Source organism: Brevundimonas sp., from assembly GCF_030682035.1.
GTDB lineage: Bacteria > Pseudomonadota > Alphaproteobacteria > Caulobacterales > Caulobacteraceae > Brevundimonas.
Map to the genome: position 1 here is coordinate 1 of NZ_JAUXQZ010000018.1, position 14491 is coordinate 14491.

Sequence of the window (14491 nt, forward strand, 5' to 3'; positions counted from 1 at the left end):
ATTGTCCTCGGTCTCGGCTGACCCGCGCCCGAACTGCCGATAGGCGCTCGACAACTGCCCGCACTTCGGACACCATGCGATGCATGAACAACAGGCCAGCGCCGACCGTGCTTGATCGCCTGGCTGCAGCTCGGGCACTCGGGCGCGACGCATTGGGGGTGCTGACTGCGGAGACCAACGAGTGGTCCTCCGCCCTTGAGCGTGTGCGTGTCAGTGGCCAGCGGGTCCCCGTCGAGATGGATGAGGCGACCATTGCAGCCGTAGCGAAATGGGCTAGCACCTCAAAGGTGAATGCAGATCGAGCGGAGCGGTGGGCGTGGCAGGTTGGGGAGGTCATTGGCGAGTGGAGCGGCGATGACGAGGACGACGACCGCTTGGACCTCCTCCGAAGCGTTGAAGGCATCTCGGACTACTGGGACGTTGAACATTGACGGCGCGCAACTGCCGCTCTGAGCGTCCAGCGCCGTCAGCTTCATGACCCTCACTTCGCTCGGGTGGGTAGTGGCTCGCCGGTTGGACACATCGTGGATGGCCGCGTGTGAGTTCGGGCACTCGGGTGATCGATGTGCTCGCGGCGACGGGTCAGCACCCCAGTTGATGATGTTGGTGTGGCCTGCGGCAGGAGCTTTCCTCACCACCGCCTGCGCCGTCATCGGAGCGCTCTGCCATCGAGCTGCCAGCGCATAGGGTGCCGCTCTCTGCACTCTGGACAACGCCGCCCGGTTCGAGCATTCTGCTCGGGTGTGCCGGCGGACAGTACTTCTGAGCGTGGTTCTCCTGCTCGCACTGCCGGTGGGTTGCAGCGACTCAGCAGAAGACGAGTCAGTTCGTTGCGACCTACCTCAACCGGTTGCATCCATGACGCCACCCGAGTACCTCGCGCTCAGTCCGACGATGGACTTGGCGATGGTTCTCCGGTTCCCGGGACGCGACGTGATGCTTGCGTTCCAGGAGGAGTACCAACGGCGACTGTTCGAGGACGGCGACTTCCGTGCGGCTGCGATGAATGTGCTGATGGCGCCGCAATACAACGGGTCAACGCTCGTTCTGGACTTTGATACCAACCACGCGGCAGCCGAGCAGGTGTGCTCGCTGTACGAGGTGATCAGCGCCGACCTCACTGGTGTCGAGGTCACGTTCGTCCGTTCGTGATTACGCATCGCTGCCGATACGCATGGCTGAACACGGCCGTCGGTAGCCGGGTGACTGCGCCGATCACGGCGGGCGTCGCGCGACGCGGCAGTAGCCTGCGACGCGTGATCGCCCGAGTTCGCCTCGTCGTCTTCGCGGCCATCGGGGGCGCGCTCACCGGGCTCATCTCCTATGCGTTCCTCGAGTCACTCGACTGGGCCACGCGCACACGGATCGCCCACGGGTGGCTCGTCTGGCTGCTGCCCGCGGTCGGCCTCGCGGTCGGTGCCGTGTACCACTACCTGGGCGGACGTGCGAAGGGCGGCACGCCGGCCGTGATCGAACAGGGTCACCTGTTCACGCACGGAGTGCCGGCGCGGATGGCGCCACTCATCTTCGGCGGCTCGATCGCCGGCCACCTCGCAGGTGCCTCGGTGGGCCGCGAAGGCGCGGCCCTGCAGATGGCCGGCTCGGTCACCGACACCGCAGCACGCTTCGCTCGACTGCCCGCAGCGGACCGTCGCACGCTCATCGCCTCATCGCTCGCCGGCGGTTGGGGCGCGGTCTTCGGCGTGCCCATCACCGGGGTCGTGTTCATGCTGCACGTCACTCGCCGCCACTCGTTGCAGGCACTGCTGCCGGCTGTCGTGGCAGCGTTCACCGGCCAGTTCGTGGTCGACTCGTTCGGCTACCACTTCGGCGACCGACCGCAACTGCCCGCACCCGACTGGACCATCGGCCTGCCGTTCAAGCTGATCCTCGCCGGCGCGGTGTTCGGGCTCGTCGGCCGCACGTTCGTGTGGGCCCTCCACGTCACGCGGTCCCGCGTCGCGCACGTCGTCAAGTGGCCACCGGCGCGGCCGATCGTCGGCGCCGTGGCGACCCTCGCACTGATGCTGCTCGTCGGTCGCGACTACCTCGGTCTGTCGCTCGGGCTGCTCGACCCCGTCTACGCCGGCGGACACGTCGACTGGTGGGTGCCGCTGCTCAAGATGCTGTTCACCGTCATCGCGCTCGGCACCGGGTTCGTCGGCGGCGAAGTGCTGCCCCTGTTCGTGATGGGCGGCACGATGGGCGGCGCGCTCGCGCCCGGCCTGCACGTGCCCACCCCGATGCTCGCGGCCACCGGCGCCTCGGCCGCGTTCTCGTCGGCCGCGGGCGTCATGTTCACCGGCGTCGTCCTCACCGTCGAGCAGTTCGGGTGGCACACACTGCTCCCTGCACTCATCGTGTGCATCGCCGCCCGGGTCGCTGCCGGCAAGCCCGGCCTCTACGTCACTCACCACTGACGAAGCGCCGGTGACGCGAGGGCGTCGGTGGGTAGGGTCGACCCCGATGGTGACCGCATGAACGTGATGTCCGCGAGCGACAAAGAGCGACGCGCGGCGATGCAACGGATGAAGCGGCTCGCGCTGGGCCTGCTCGTGTTCGTGGCGATCGTGTTCGTCATCGCGCGTTCGTTCGAGGACGACCACTCGTGGGTCGGCTACGTGCGCGCGTTCTCGGAAGCGGCGATGGTCGGCGCGCTCGCCGACTGGTTCGCGGTCACCGCGCTGTTCCGCCACCCGCTCGGCATCCCCATCCCCCACACTGCGATCATCCCGCACCGCAAGGACCAGATCGGCGAGTCGCTCGGCCAGTTCGTGCAGGAGAACTTCCTCACTCGCGACGTGCTGCAGGAACGCCTCGCCCACGCCGATGTGGGTCAACGCCTCGGCGTCTGGCTGAGCGAACCCGTGAACGCGCAGAAGGCCGGCGCCGCAGTCGCCGATGCACTCAAGGGCAGTCTCGAGGTCATCGACGACCGCGACGTGGGCAGCGCGCTCGAAGGGATGATCGAGCGCAAGGTGCGCAGCACGCCGGTGGCCCCACTGCTCGGTCGCGCGATCGACCTCGCCATGGAAGGCGGCCACCACCAACGGTTGCTCGACGCCATCCTCACCGGCATGGCCGGGTTCCTCGACGACAACCGCGACGGCTTCCGTGCGCGGCTCGAGGAGGAGTCGCCGTGGTGGATCCCGCAGCCCGTCGACAATCGCATCTTCGAGAAGATCTACTCCGCGGTCCACCGCTTCCTCGACGACGTCGGCGGCAACAGCGAGCACGAGATGCGCCGGTCGATCGACGCACGCGTGCAGTCGTTCGCGGCCCGCCTCCGCGAGGATCCCGTCCTGATGGCCAAGGGCGAGGAGCTGAAGAACGAACTGCTCGAGCATCGCGACGTGCGTGCCTGGCTCGAGTCGCTGTGGGGCGAGGTGAAGCGCACCACGCTCACCGCCACCGACGACCCGAACAGTGAGCTGCGCCAGCGGCTCGACCTCGCGCTCGTCCGCCTCGGCGCGCGTCTACGCGACGAGCCTGAACTGCAGCAGAAGATCGACGACTGGGTGCAGCGTGCGCTCGGCTACGTGGTCGACCACTACCGCGGCGAGGTCGCCGAGATCATCAGCTCCACCGTCGAGAAGTGGGACGGCAAGGCCACCGCTGAACGCCTCGAACTGCAAGTCGGACGCGACCTGCAGTTCATCCGCATCAACGGCACCCTGGTCGGCGGTCTGGTGGGCATCGTCATCCACACCGTCAGCCAGATGCTCGGCTAGCGGCCGCCGGCCGCCACCAGTGCGTCGACCGCGTCGTCGGCCACCACGTCGACCACCACCGCCACCGGCTTCGTCGGTCCGGTGACCGCCTTCAGCGCACCGCCCCCGGAGGCCGTGGCCGGCAGCGGCCCCGTCACGAGCACACCGAACCGCGCATCGGGATCGGCAGCCGCCACCACGGCACCCTTCGCGATCGCCCGCCACAACAGCTCGATGCGCTGCGCGCCCGGACGGTTCGACGTGCGTCCGCCGACCACCTCGAACCACCACCGTCGGCCTGTCGCGTCGACCGCGGCGAGTGTCGGCTGCACGCCGGCCATCAGCTTGCGATCGTCGGCAACGTCGGTGAAACCGGCGGCGGCGAGCAGCGACTTGGCAAGATCCTTCGCCGCCCATCCGCCCACGAGCGGGTCGGTGACACGACCGTCGGTGGCCGCCAGACGCACCTGCGGGACCGCCTGCTCGCGCTGCACGCGCTCGGTGGCCGCCGCCGCATAGCCGGCGTCGGTGTCGTACCCGATGAAGTGACGACCGGTGCGCACCGCCGCGACCGCAGTGGTGCCCGAACCCATGAACGGGTCGAGCACCAACTCACCTTCGTAGGTGTTCATGTGGATGAGCCGCTCCGGCAGCGCCACCGGGAACGGCGCCGGATGCCCGACACGAGCGGCGCTCTCCGGCGGGATCTCCCACACGTCGACCGTGGCCTCCATGAACTCGTCGCGACTCATCGTGCTGGTGGACGGCAGACCCCGCTTGGCGCGCTCCTTCACGTCGACCGACCGGTCGAAGCGACCCTTCGACGCGATGATCACGCGTTCACTCAAGTCGCGCAGCACCGGGTTGGCAGGCCGCTGGAAGCTTCCCCACGCACAGTTGCCCGCGGCGCCACGCTGCTTCACCCACACGATCTCGCCACGCAGCAGCAACCGCAGTTCGTCCTGCAGGATGGTGGTGACGTCGGCCGCCAGCGAGCGGTATGGGCGGCGGCCGAGGTTGGCCACGTTCACCGCGATGCGACCACCGGGTTGCAGCACCCGCGCGCACTCCGCGAACACGTCGCGCAGCATCACCAGGTACTCCACGTAGGTGGCCGGGATGTGGCCTTCACCGAGCGCTTCCTCGTAGGCCTTGCCGGCGAAGTACGGCGGCGATGTGACCACCAGCGCCACCGAGTTGGACGCCACGTCGCGCATGTCGCGCGCATCGCCGACGATGATGCGATCGACCGTCGTCGGTTCGGCGATGGTGTCGTCGGTGGACACCTCGGGCGCATGGAACCGCTCGTAGAACGGCGACGAGTCGTGGCCCTCCCGCTTCCCCACGCCGAACGCCGACGTTCGCGTGCCGCCCTTTCGCCGCGCGGGCGGCTCAGCCTTCGTCACGCAGGGTTCTCCTGCGCGGCAGCGCGCTGCATCCGCTCGACGGGCGCCTGGCGCGCCTCGGGGTGGGTGAGGATCCAGAACCGGTCGCCCTTCACCGCGTCGACCACCTGCGCGGCGATGCCATCGGGGTCGACACCGTTCTCGACCCCCTCGGCCAGCATGGTCTCGATCATCTGACCGATGGGGCTGCTGGTGGCCGGCGGCGGCGGACCGAGGCGGTCCTGCCACTGCTGACCGGCCATCAGGTTGGTCTTCACGAACGCTGGGCAGAGCACGCTGACGCTCACGGGTGAACCGCTGCCCTTCAGCTCCAGGAACAGCCCCTCGCTGATGGCCACGACCGCGGATTTGGTGGCGTTGTACGCCGCTGCACCGGGCAACGCGATGAGGCCCGCCATCGAGGCGGTGTTGACGATGTGGCCCTCACCCTGGTCCTGCATGATCGGCAGGAACGCGCGAATGCCGTGCACCACGCCGTACAGGTTGATGCCGACCACCCAGTCCCACGCCGACATCGGCCCGGTCCATGGGTCGCCGTTGCCGGCCACCCCGGCGTTGTTGCACAGCACGTGCGCGGCGCCGAAGCGTTCCAGCGTCGCCTGCGCGAGCTCCTGCACGCTGGGTTCCAGCGACGTGTCGCACACGACCGGCAGCACCTCGGTACCGCCTTCGGCCAGCTCCGCTTCCACCGCGCGCATGCGAACTTCGTCGCGGTCGGCGAGCACCACCCTCATGCCCTGCGCGGCGAACGCGTGCGCGAGCGAACGCCCGATGCCGCTCGCTCCGCCGGTGATGACCGCAACCTTGCCGCTCAGATTCTCCACGCGGACACGTTACGCGAGGGCCGCGCGTCGCCGCGCGATACGCGTCACTCGGGGCGAGCGTCCACCTCGGCCAGCACCTGTCCGATGATCTTCGTCGCCTGGTGCGGCGCCAACTCGTCGCCACCCTCGGCTTCGGCCACTTCGTGGGCGAACGCCTTCACCGACGGTGTGCCACCGACGAGCACGTGGCGCAACGCCTCGGCGCCGGCCGCGGGGTCGTCGAGCGAGTCGACGGCCTCCGCGACGTGTGTCGGGTCTTCCGCCACCGCGTGCACGACCGCCATCGCCTCGTCGCGACCGGACGCGGTCGACACGGCCTCACCCCGGTCGGGGTTCTGCTGCGCGTCCCACTCGGCCAACGCGTCGATGTAGCCGCCCTCGCCGGGCCGGATGGTCATCGACGTCTCGCCCACCGCAGGCGTGACCACACCGTCGTCATCGGTCACCTCGGGCAGTGCTGCCACTGGAATGGTGAGCGAACCGTCGTCGTGCCGAATGATCTCCATGACCCGGCTGTACCCGGCCACGGCCGATCTCAGCCATCAGGTCGCCGCGGCGCTACATGCCCTTGCCGAAGTCGCAGGTGCGCCACTTCTCGGGAGTGAGGCGCACCAGCACCGTGTTCTCGGTGCTCGGGTTGTTGTCGGCGTACCACTGGCCGAGCTCGGGGCCGAGGTAGCGCGTGGCCATCGCAAGGTTGTCGCGCGACTCGGCGGCCACCGACACCGGGCCTTCCACGCTCACGTACTTGTAGGGCGCAGCTTCGGTCTGCACGGTCATCGTGGCCCGGCCGGCAGCACGCAGCAGGCGAGCCTTGAGCGACGTGCCGTCCATACCGATGACCACCTGGCCGTCTTCCCACTGGTACCAGATGGGCAGCGCGAGCGGCCCGTGACCGGGGTGGTCGATCGCCAGCACACCCACTCGCACATCGGCGAGGAACTGGTCGCGTTCCGCTTCGGTCATGTTCATGTCAGCCATCCGCACAGTGTGTCACCACCCGCGACGGCATCCGTGCGGACTGAGCCGGGCGCGCTACCGGCACCTAGATTGATGCCATGTCGTACCGGTACCTGTGGACTCCCCTGCAGCTGGGGCCGGTCAGCACGCGCAATCGCATCGTGTTCAGCGCGCACCTCACCAACTACGCGCGCGACGGCAAGCCCACCGAGCAGCACGCGGCCTATTACGGCGCACGGGCGGCCGGCGGTGCGGGGCTCATCATCACCGAAGAGCACAGCACGCACCCCACCGACTGGCCCTACGAGAAGCTCATCCACGGCTTCCACCGCGACGTCATCCCCGGCTACAAGGCCATCACCGACGCGGTCCACCGCCATCGCGTGCCGGTGTTCGCGCAGATCAACCACAACGGCGGGCAGGCGTCGTCGATGTACTCGCGCCTGCCGGTGTGGGCTCCTTCGGCCGTCGCCGATCCGCTGTTCCGCGAGGTGCCCAAGGCCGTCTCCCACGCCGAGATCGGCGAGATCGTCGCCGGCTACGCGCTCGTGGCCGAACACTGCGCAGAAGGCGGCTTCGACGGCATCGAGCTCCAGTGCTCGCACAGCTCCATCGTGCGCGGCTTCCTCAGCCAGGCCACCAACACGCGCACCGACGAGTACGGCGGCAGCGTCGAGAACCGCGCCCGACTGCTCACCGAGATCGTGGCCGCGGTGCGCAAGGTCATCGGCAACCGCCTCGCGCTCGGCGTCCGGCTGTGCGGCGACGAGCTCATCGAAGGTGGCACCACCATCGACGACGCGGTGCAGTTCGCGCAGATCGCGGAGGCCACCGGCCAGGTCGACTACATCAACACCTCCATCGGTGTGGCCACCGCCAGTCTGTTCATGATCGAAGCGAGCATGCACGTGCCGCCCGGCTACGCACTGTTCATCCCGTCGGCGTTCCGCAAGGCGGTCGACCTGCCCGTGGTCGGCGTCGGCCGCTTCAAGGACCCGCTGCAGGCCGAGCGCGCCATCGCCGAGGGCCACTGCGACCTGGTGGGCATCGTGCGCGGACAGATCGCCGACGCCGACTTCGCCGCCAAGGCCCGCGCCGGCGCCACCGACGACATCCGACTCTGCCTCAGCTGCAACCAGGAATGCGTCGGACGGATGGGCCTCAACCGCTGGCTCGGCTGCATCGAGAACCCGCGCACCGGACGCGAATCGGAAGGCGTCGGCGGTGTGCGCATCACCGGCAAGCCGCAGTCGGTGCTGGTGGTCGGTGCCGGCCCGGCCGGGCTGCAGGCGGCCATCGCCGCGGCACGCAACGGGCACCGGGTCACCGTCTGCGAGAAGGACACCCAGGCCGGCGGGCAGGTGCGCCTCGCGGCCAGCGTGCCCAACCGCGCCGAGTTCGGCGACCTCATCCGCAACCAGCTCACCGAGTGCCATCGGCTCGGCGTCACCATCGAGTACGGCGTCGGCGTGTGGCCGGGCCTCATCGAGGAACGAAAGCCCGACCACGTGATCGTGGCCACCGGTGCCGAACCCAACCGCCCGTGGTGGGTCGCCGGCGACGCGGTGCAGGTGGCCGACGTGCGAGAAGTGCTCGACGGCTCCGCGGAGCCGTTCGGCGACGTCGTCGTGGTCGACGAGATCGGGTTCCACCACGCCACCTCGGTTGCCGAGCTGCTCGCCGATCGCGGCTGTCAGGTCGAGATCGTCACGCCCGGCATGGTGGTCGGCCAGGACCTCGGCATCACGCTCGACATGGAGAACTGGTGGATGCGCGCCCACGCGAAGGGCATCGTGCAGACCACCGACCTGGTGCCGATGGGCTTCGCCGGCGGCGAGCTCACCCTGCTGCACCACCCCACCGGGGTGAACGAGACCCGCCGCCCCGACTGGGTGGTGCTGGCAGTGCCGCCCAACCCGGTCGAGTGGCTCTACAACGACCTCAAGGCCGCGGGTGTCAGCGTGCAGCGCGTCGGCGATTGCGTCGCCCCGCGTCGCGCGCACGCGGCCGTCGTCGACGGCGAACGCGCCGGCGCCTCGATCTGAGCGGGATCGGGCAGACTGGAGTGGTGAGCAGCCCCCTCGTCGCCGTCGTGATGGGCTCGGCCAGTGACTGGTCGACCATGAGCAAGTCCGTCGAGGTGCTCACCGAGTTCGGTGTCGCGCACGAGATGCAGGTGCTGTCCGCGCACCGCATGCCCGACGAGATGTTCGCGTACGCCGAGGCGGCGCGCAGTCGCGGGCTGCGCGCCATCATCGCCGGCGCCGGCGGCGCCGCCCATCTGCCCGGCATGGCCGCCTCCATGACCGAGCTGCCAGTGCTGGGCGTGCCGGTGGAATCAAAGGCGCTCAAGGGTCTCGACAGCCTGCTGTCCATTGTCCAGATGCCCGGCGGCGTCCCGGTCGCGACGCTCGCTGTCGGTGAAGCGGGGGCCAAGAACGCCGGCATCCTCGCCGCCCAGATCCTGGCCCTTTCAGACCCGGTTCTGGCCGGGCGGGTGACCGCCTTCCGCGAGGCCCAGACCGAGGCTGTCCACGAAACGGTCGAGGACTGAGTGGCCGACCCCGCGCCCGCGCAGCCCCTGCCCCCCGGTTCGACGCTCGGCATCCTCGGCGGCGGCCAGCTGGGGCGGATGCTGAGCCAGGCCGCCTCGCGCCTCGGGTTCAACGTCGTCATCCTTGATCCGGAAGAGAACAGCCCGGCCGGCAGAGTCTCCCAGGGCCAGATCGTCGCCGCCTATGACAATCCGACGGCTCTCACGGTGCTGGGGCAGACCTGTCAGGCCGTCACATTCGAATTCGAGAACGTGCCCGCCGGCTCGGTCGAACGGCTGGTCGGAGGCGGCGCCGTCGTCGCGCCCGGCCCCAAGGCGCTGGCCGTGGCCCAGGACCGCGTGGACGAAAAAACCTTCCTCAACAGCGTCGGCGCCACGACCGTGGCCTTCGCCGCCATCGACACCCTTGAGGCGCTCCGTCACGCCGTCGACCGGCTGGGGACACCGGTTCTGCTGAAGACGCGGCGCGACGGCTACGACGGCAAGGGACAGGTCTGGATCAAGTCGCCCGCGGACACCCTCAGGGCCTGGACCGTGATCGGCGAACGCCCGGCGATCCTCGAGGCCCGGGCTTCGTTCCAGCGTGAACTGTCGGTGATCTGCGCCCGCGGCCGCGACGGCGCCGTCGCGGTCTATCCGCTGGGCGAGAACATCCACAAGGGCGGCGTCCTCAAGACCACCCTTGCCCCCGCAAAAGTCGATGCCAAGACGGAAGCGCGCGCCCACGCCGTCGCCGGCGCCATTCTCGAGGGGCTCGACTATGTCGGCGTCATGGGGATCGAACTGTTCGACCTCGGCGGCGGCCTGCTGCTGGTCAACGAGATCGCGCCACGCGTCCACAACACCGGCCACTGGACGCAGGACGGCTGCGTCTGCGACCAGTTCGAACAGCACATCCGCGCCCTCGCCGGTTGGCCGCTCGGCCCGACCACCGCCCACGCCCGGGTCGAGATGACCAATCTGCTGGGCGAGGACATCAAGAAGTGGGCGGCCCTGTCCGCCAAACCCGATGCCCGCCTGCACCTCTACGGCAAGGCCGAGGCCCGCAAGGGCCGCAAGATGGGCCATGTGAACCGGGTGAAACCGCTTTAGCGTCCCCGCCCATTGCTATCGTCATTCCAGGCGGAGCGAAGCGAAGACCCGGAACCCAGCGGCGCGCGTGAGCGCGAAGCTGTCGGGAGCGCCGGCGTTCCATAGAGGCAGTCGATGGTGTTTCGCCGCCGTCGCGGCACCGCTGGGTTCCGGGTCTCCGAGGCTGCGCCTCTCCGCCCGGAATGACGAAAGCTATTGGGGAATCTTAGCCCCGTACCGGATCCGGCTCAGCACATCCGCCACCTTCTTCAGCGGCGCGTCGAAATCCTTGCCCGCCTTCCATTTCTCGAAGGCCATGACGTTTTCGATCCGCGCGGCGACAAAGGCCTCGGCAGCCTCGCGTCCGTCGAACCAACGCAGGGTCAGGGCCGGGATCAGTATCCCCGACAGGATCGCCCGCTTGGAATAGTGGTTCCAGTCCGTGGCCGTGTCCCCGGCCCAGGTCCACAGCTGGTCGGCGCTCTCCCAGGCCAGCTTCAGCCCCAGATCGGCGTTCGGCGGCAGGGCGAGGAAGGCGGCGCAGCGGCGCGTGGCTTCGAGATCGGCGGCCCCGGCCTCCATGCGGGCCGAGACGGCCTTCGCGATTCGCTCGCGCATCTTCAGCGACTTCGCGTCGATCCCGCCCAACTCGGCCAGCGCCCGGTTGTCGTGTCGGCGCGACAGCAGGGTGGCAAGGTCCCGCGCGCCATTGGGCAGCAACAGTTCCTCATCACCCAGCGACAGGCCGCAGGCCTCGCAGGCCGCCCGGACCATCCGGCTGTTCCAGCCCAGCCGAGGCGCGAGGCCCAGGGCGGCGTCCAGCACGGTCTGCTCCATGCGGTCGCCCCAGTCTCCTTGAGACGGGTCGTTCGACAGGTGTGGCGTATCGGTCATGGCGACAGCATATCCCCGTCCGGCGGGCGTTTCGAGGCTTGAGATAGCCGCGCGACGATCTGGACACGGCGGGGCCGCTCGTGTATCAGCCCGCCTTCATCCGCAGACCCTGTCTGTCGGACCGAGATTTTATTTGTCTGCCCGTCTCCCTTTCGAGGTGCGCGGCGGGCGGCCAAAGGAGAGTTCAACCTGGTACAGATTTTCGTTCGCGATAATAACGTCGATCAAGCGCTCAAGGCCCTCAAGAAGAAAATGCAGCGCGAAGGCAGCTTCCGCGAGATGAAGCGCCACGTGCACTACGAGAAGCCCTCGGAGAAGCGCGCCCGCCAGAAGGCCGAGGCCGTGCGCCGCGCCCGCAAACTGGCCCGCAAGCGCATGCAGCGCGAAGGCCTGCTGCCGCCGCCGAAGCCCCGGGTTCCGGGCGTGGGCGGTCCGGGTGGCGGCAACCGCTCGTAAGCGAACGACAGACCAAACAGATCAAGGGCCGCCCCGGGAAACCGGAGCGGCCCTTTTTCTTGTCTCCTCCCCACAACGTGGGGAGGGGGACCACGCGAAGCGTGGTGGAGGGGCGCCGCGCCGCCGTCCTACCCCTCCGTCACGGCGCGAAGACGCGCCGTGCCACCTCCCCATCGCAAGCGACGGGGAGGAGACTCTGACGACTACTTCCCCCCACCCCGGATCGCGCCGGCGAAGCTCTTCCAGCTCAGCTTGACGTCGGACAGCGCCCCTGCCCGGAAGGCCCGGCCGGCGATCCAGACCATCAGCAGGGCGAAGCCGAACATGCCCGCCATGGTGCCGACGACCTCGAACATCGGCGGCTCTGACGGCGCCCGGGCGGTCATCAGGAACGGGGTGAAGAACGGCACCCAGGACAGGATTTGCACCGCGGGGGCGTCGGGCGTCCGCAGCGCCATCTGCATGACGATCAAGGGAACGACCAGGATCATCATGATCGGCCCCATCAGGGTCTGGGCGTCGCGCGGGGTCTCGCAGAAGGCCCCGATGGCCGCGAACAGCACGGCGTACATCAGATAGCCGCCGATGGCGTAAGCCGCGAAATAGCCGAGCATCCCACCTTCCAGCAGCACCTCGCCGATCATGCCGGCGTACTGCGGCAGGCCCGAGATGAGGCCGATCGCCCCGATCCCGCCCCACACCAGCAGGACGGTTGTGGTCAGCATGGCCACGCCCAGAACCTTGCCGGTCAGGATCTCGGTCGCCGAGGCCGAGGAGAGCAGCACCTCGAGGATCTTGTTGGCCTTCTCCTCCATCACGCTGTTCAGCAGGATGGAGGCGCCGGTGATGATCAGCGACCAAAGCAGGAAGCCCGAGGCCAGGCCGACGATGCCGGGCAGCCGGTCGCGGAACGACACCTCGCCTCCCGTGGCCGATTTCGGCGACAGGGCGGTCACCGCCGGGCGGAACCGCTCGGCTTCCTCGACCACGACCGGGTTGATCCCGACCTGTTCAAAGACTTCCCGTCGGTTGGCGCCCTTCAGGGCGTCGCGGACGAAGTCCTCGACCGTGTCGTCAGTGGCCCGACGGGTCCAGACCCGCGCCGTGGGCTTGCCGTCGACGCGGTTCAGCAGCACCACGGAATCCAGTTGCTCAGCCTCCGAGACCTCATCTCCGAGATAGCGGCGTGCCAGCGCCTCTCGCGGCTCGCCCGGCGCGGCGGCGGCGAGGTCCGCCGGCGCCGCCACGATCCTCAGGCGCAATCCGCCCAGCCGGTTCAGGGCTTCTCCGGCCGCCGAGGCGCCCGCCTTGCCGCCCTGCTTCTCGGCCATCGCGGCGGCTTCCTGCTGCCGCACCTCGCGTCGTTCGCGGTCCCGCCGCACGGCGTCCTGGACGGCCGCGGCCAGCCCTTGGGCTTGCGGGCCCTCTTCCAGCACCACAACCTCGCGGACGGGTTCCGAAGACATCATCAGGGCCGGCAGGACGCCGCCAAGCACGCCGAAGATGGGCAGGGCCAGCAGCGACAGCCAGAAGCCCACGGTCTTGGCGTAGGCGGCGTACTCACGCCGCGCGATCAGCAGGATGCGTTTCATCGGGCGGCCTCCGCGCCGGCCTTCACCGACTGGTCGATATCGGGATTGTCGCCGGTCAGACTGATGAAGGCGTCGTGCAGGGTCGGCTCGCGCAGTTCAAACCGCCGCACGTCAAGTCCGCCGAGGAAGGCGGCCTTCAGCGCCTCCTGACCCCGGCCGCCCTGTCCCAGGGCCGCCTTCAGCACCCGTACCCCGTCGCGCTCAGACACCACCTCGACGCCGCTGACGCCCGGCAGGGCCGCGGCCTGGGCCGCCTCAATGGCGCCCTCCAGCTCGAGGAAACGGCGCGTGGTCGCCTGCGCCTCAGCCACCGTACCCTCAAACGCCTTTTGGCCCCGGGCCAGCAGCACGACCTTGTCGCACAGCCGTTCGGCGTGCTGCATCACATGGGTCGAGAAGAGCACCGTCGCCCCGTCCGCCGCCAGCTGCCGGATCACCGCCTCCAGCCCCTGCTGGTTGACCGGATCGAGGCCCGAGAACGGCTCGTCCAGGATCACGAACTCCGGCCGGTGCACCACCGAGGCGATCAGCTGGACCTTCTGGGCCATCCCCTTGGACAGCTCCTTCATTTTCTTCCGCTTCGAGGCGCCGAGGCCCTGGGCGTCCAGCATCTCGCGCGCGCGCCTGCGGCCTTCGCCGGTCGGCAGGCCCTTGAGGGCGCCGAAGAAGGCGATGGCGTCCACCGGCGTCATCTTCTTGTAGAGACCGCGCTCCTCCGGAAGAAAGCCGATCCGGTCACGCACCTTGCGGCCGTCATCGGCCCCGAGAATCCCGATCCGACCCGAGGTCACGCCCTGCAGGCCCAGGATCATGCGGATGGTCGAGGTCTTGCCCGCTCCGTTCGGACCGAGGAAGCCGCATATGGTCCCCTTCTCGACCTGGAAGCTCAGATCGCGCACGGCTTGGAAGTCGCCGTACCGTTTGCTCACCCCTTCGAGCGTCAGCGCCGCCGCCATGATCTTCCCCTGCCCGTGTCTGTATCTTTTCAGGGATAGGTGTGTAAAGGACGTTTGACAAGCCGGAC

The 14491-nt window shown here is 68.9% G+C and carries 15 protein-coding genes; 8 read left to right on the plus strand and 7 right to left on the minus strand.

Annotation, left to right across the window (positions count from 1 at the left end; genetic code table 11):
- Window positions 1–107 precede the first annotated feature (107 nt).
- From Q8K49_RS03850 to Q8K49_RS03865, 4 genes are all read left to right on the plus strand, one after another.
- Window positions 108–431, plus strand: a complete 324-nt coding sequence (locus Q8K49_RS03850; protein ID WP_305304206.1) for a hypothetical protein — start codon at window positions 108–110, stop codon at window positions 429–431.
- Between the two features lie 427 nt (window positions 432–858).
- The gene (locus Q8K49_RS03855) at window positions 859–1152 is read left to right on the plus strand and encodes a hypothetical protein (protein WP_305304207.1); all 294 of its coding nucleotides are present in this window, start codon (window positions 859–861) and stop codon (window positions 1150–1152) included.
- A 50-nt stretch (window positions 1153–1202) separates the two neighbouring features.
- Complete coding sequence (locus Q8K49_RS03860) at window positions 1203–2420, plus strand: chloride channel protein (protein WP_305304208.1); 1218 nt, start codon at window positions 1203–1205, stop codon at window positions 2418–2420.
- Window positions 2421–2477: 57 nt separating this feature from the next.
- Entirely contained in the window at window positions 2478–3731 is a 1254-nt protein-coding gene (locus Q8K49_RS03865) for a DUF445 domain-containing protein (RefSeq protein ID WP_305304209.1), read from the plus strand.
- Here Q8K49_RS03865 and Q8K49_RS03870 read toward each other — a convergent pair.
- From Q8K49_RS03870 to Q8K49_RS03885, 4 genes are read right to left on the minus strand one after another with little or no spacing between them, the layout of a single operon-like run.
- Window positions 3728–5116 (minus strand): site-specific DNA-methyltransferase, encoded by a 1389-nt coding sequence (locus tag Q8K49_RS03870; RefSeq protein ID WP_305304211.1) that lies wholly within the window; start codon window positions 5114–5116, stop codon window positions 3728–3730. The two genes, Q8K49_RS03865 and Q8K49_RS03870, sit on opposite strands and share 4 nt — an antisense overlap.
- Window positions 5113–5940 carry an SDR family NAD(P)-dependent oxidoreductase gene (locus tag Q8K49_RS03875; protein WP_305304212.1) on the minus strand — a complete coding sequence of 276 codons (828 nt, stop codon included), beginning with the start codon at window positions 5938–5940 and terminating at the stop codon, window positions 5113–5115. Before Q8K49_RS03875 ends, Q8K49_RS03870 begins: the two co-directional genes overlap by 4 nt.
- Before the next feature lie 44 nt (window positions 5941–5984).
- Window positions 5985–6467, minus strand: a complete 483-nt coding sequence (locus Q8K49_RS03880) for a hypothetical protein (protein ID WP_305304214.1) — start codon at window positions 6465–6467, stop codon at window positions 5985–5987.
- 31 nt (window positions 6468–6498) lie between these two features.
- Window positions 6499–6912: a pyridoxamine 5'-phosphate oxidase family protein gene (locus Q8K49_RS03885; RefSeq protein ID WP_305304215.1), complete on the minus strand. Its 414-nt coding sequence runs from the start codon at window positions 6910–6912 to the stop codon at window positions 6499–6501.
- Window positions 6913–6998: 86 nt separating this feature from the next.
- Between Q8K49_RS03885 and Q8K49_RS03890 the strand changes: the two genes are divergently transcribed.
- The 3 genes from Q8K49_RS03890 to Q8K49_RS03900 are packed head-to-tail and all read left to right on the plus strand — an operon-like array spanning window position 6999 to window position 10546.
- A complete protein-coding gene (locus tag Q8K49_RS03890) occupies window positions 6999–8945 on the plus strand; it encodes a mycofactocin system FadH/OYE family oxidoreductase 2 (RefSeq protein WP_305304217.1) in 1947 nt (648 codons plus the stop codon).
- Window positions 8946–8995: 50 nt separating this feature from the next.
- Window positions 8996–9454: a 5-(carboxyamino)imidazole ribonucleotide mutase gene (gene purE / locus Q8K49_RS03895; protein WP_305304290.1), complete on the plus strand. Its 459-nt coding sequence runs from the start codon at window positions 8996–8998 to the stop codon at window positions 9452–9454.
- Entirely contained in the window at window positions 9455–10546 is a 1092-nt protein-coding gene (locus tag Q8K49_RS03900) for a 5-(carboxyamino)imidazole ribonucleotide synthase (protein ID WP_305304219.1), read from the plus strand.
- 192 nt (window positions 10547–10738) lie between these two features.
- Here Q8K49_RS03900 and Q8K49_RS03905 read toward each other — a convergent pair whose 3' ends face one another.
- Entirely contained in the window at window positions 10739–11419 is a 681-nt protein-coding gene (locus Q8K49_RS03905) for a COQ9 family protein (protein ID WP_305304220.1), read from the minus strand.
- 189 nt (window positions 11420–11608) lie between these two features.
- On the opposite strand from Q8K49_RS03905, the gene rpsU reads away from it, so the two are divergent.
- Complete coding sequence (gene rpsU, locus Q8K49_RS03910) at window positions 11609–11875, plus strand: 30S ribosomal protein S21 (protein WP_305304291.1); 267 nt, start codon at window positions 11609–11611, stop codon at window positions 11873–11875.
- Between the two features lie 203 nt (window positions 11876–12078).
- On the opposite strand, the gene Q8K49_RS03915 is transcribed toward rpsU, so the two are convergent.
- Both Q8K49_RS03915 and Q8K49_RS03920 read right to left on the minus strand, forming a co-directional pair.
- Window positions 12079–13467 carry an ABC transporter permease gene (locus Q8K49_RS03915; protein WP_305304222.1) on the minus strand — a complete coding sequence of 463 codons (1389 nt, stop codon included), beginning with the start codon at window positions 13465–13467 and terminating at the stop codon, window positions 12079–12081.
- Window positions 13464–14423 (minus strand): ABC transporter ATP-binding protein, encoded by a 960-nt coding sequence (locus tag Q8K49_RS03920; protein ID WP_305304224.1) that lies wholly within the window; start codon window positions 14421–14423, stop codon window positions 13464–13466. Before Q8K49_RS03920 ends, Q8K49_RS03915 begins: the two co-directional genes overlap by 4 nt.
- Window positions 14424–14491 lie beyond the last annotated feature (68 nt).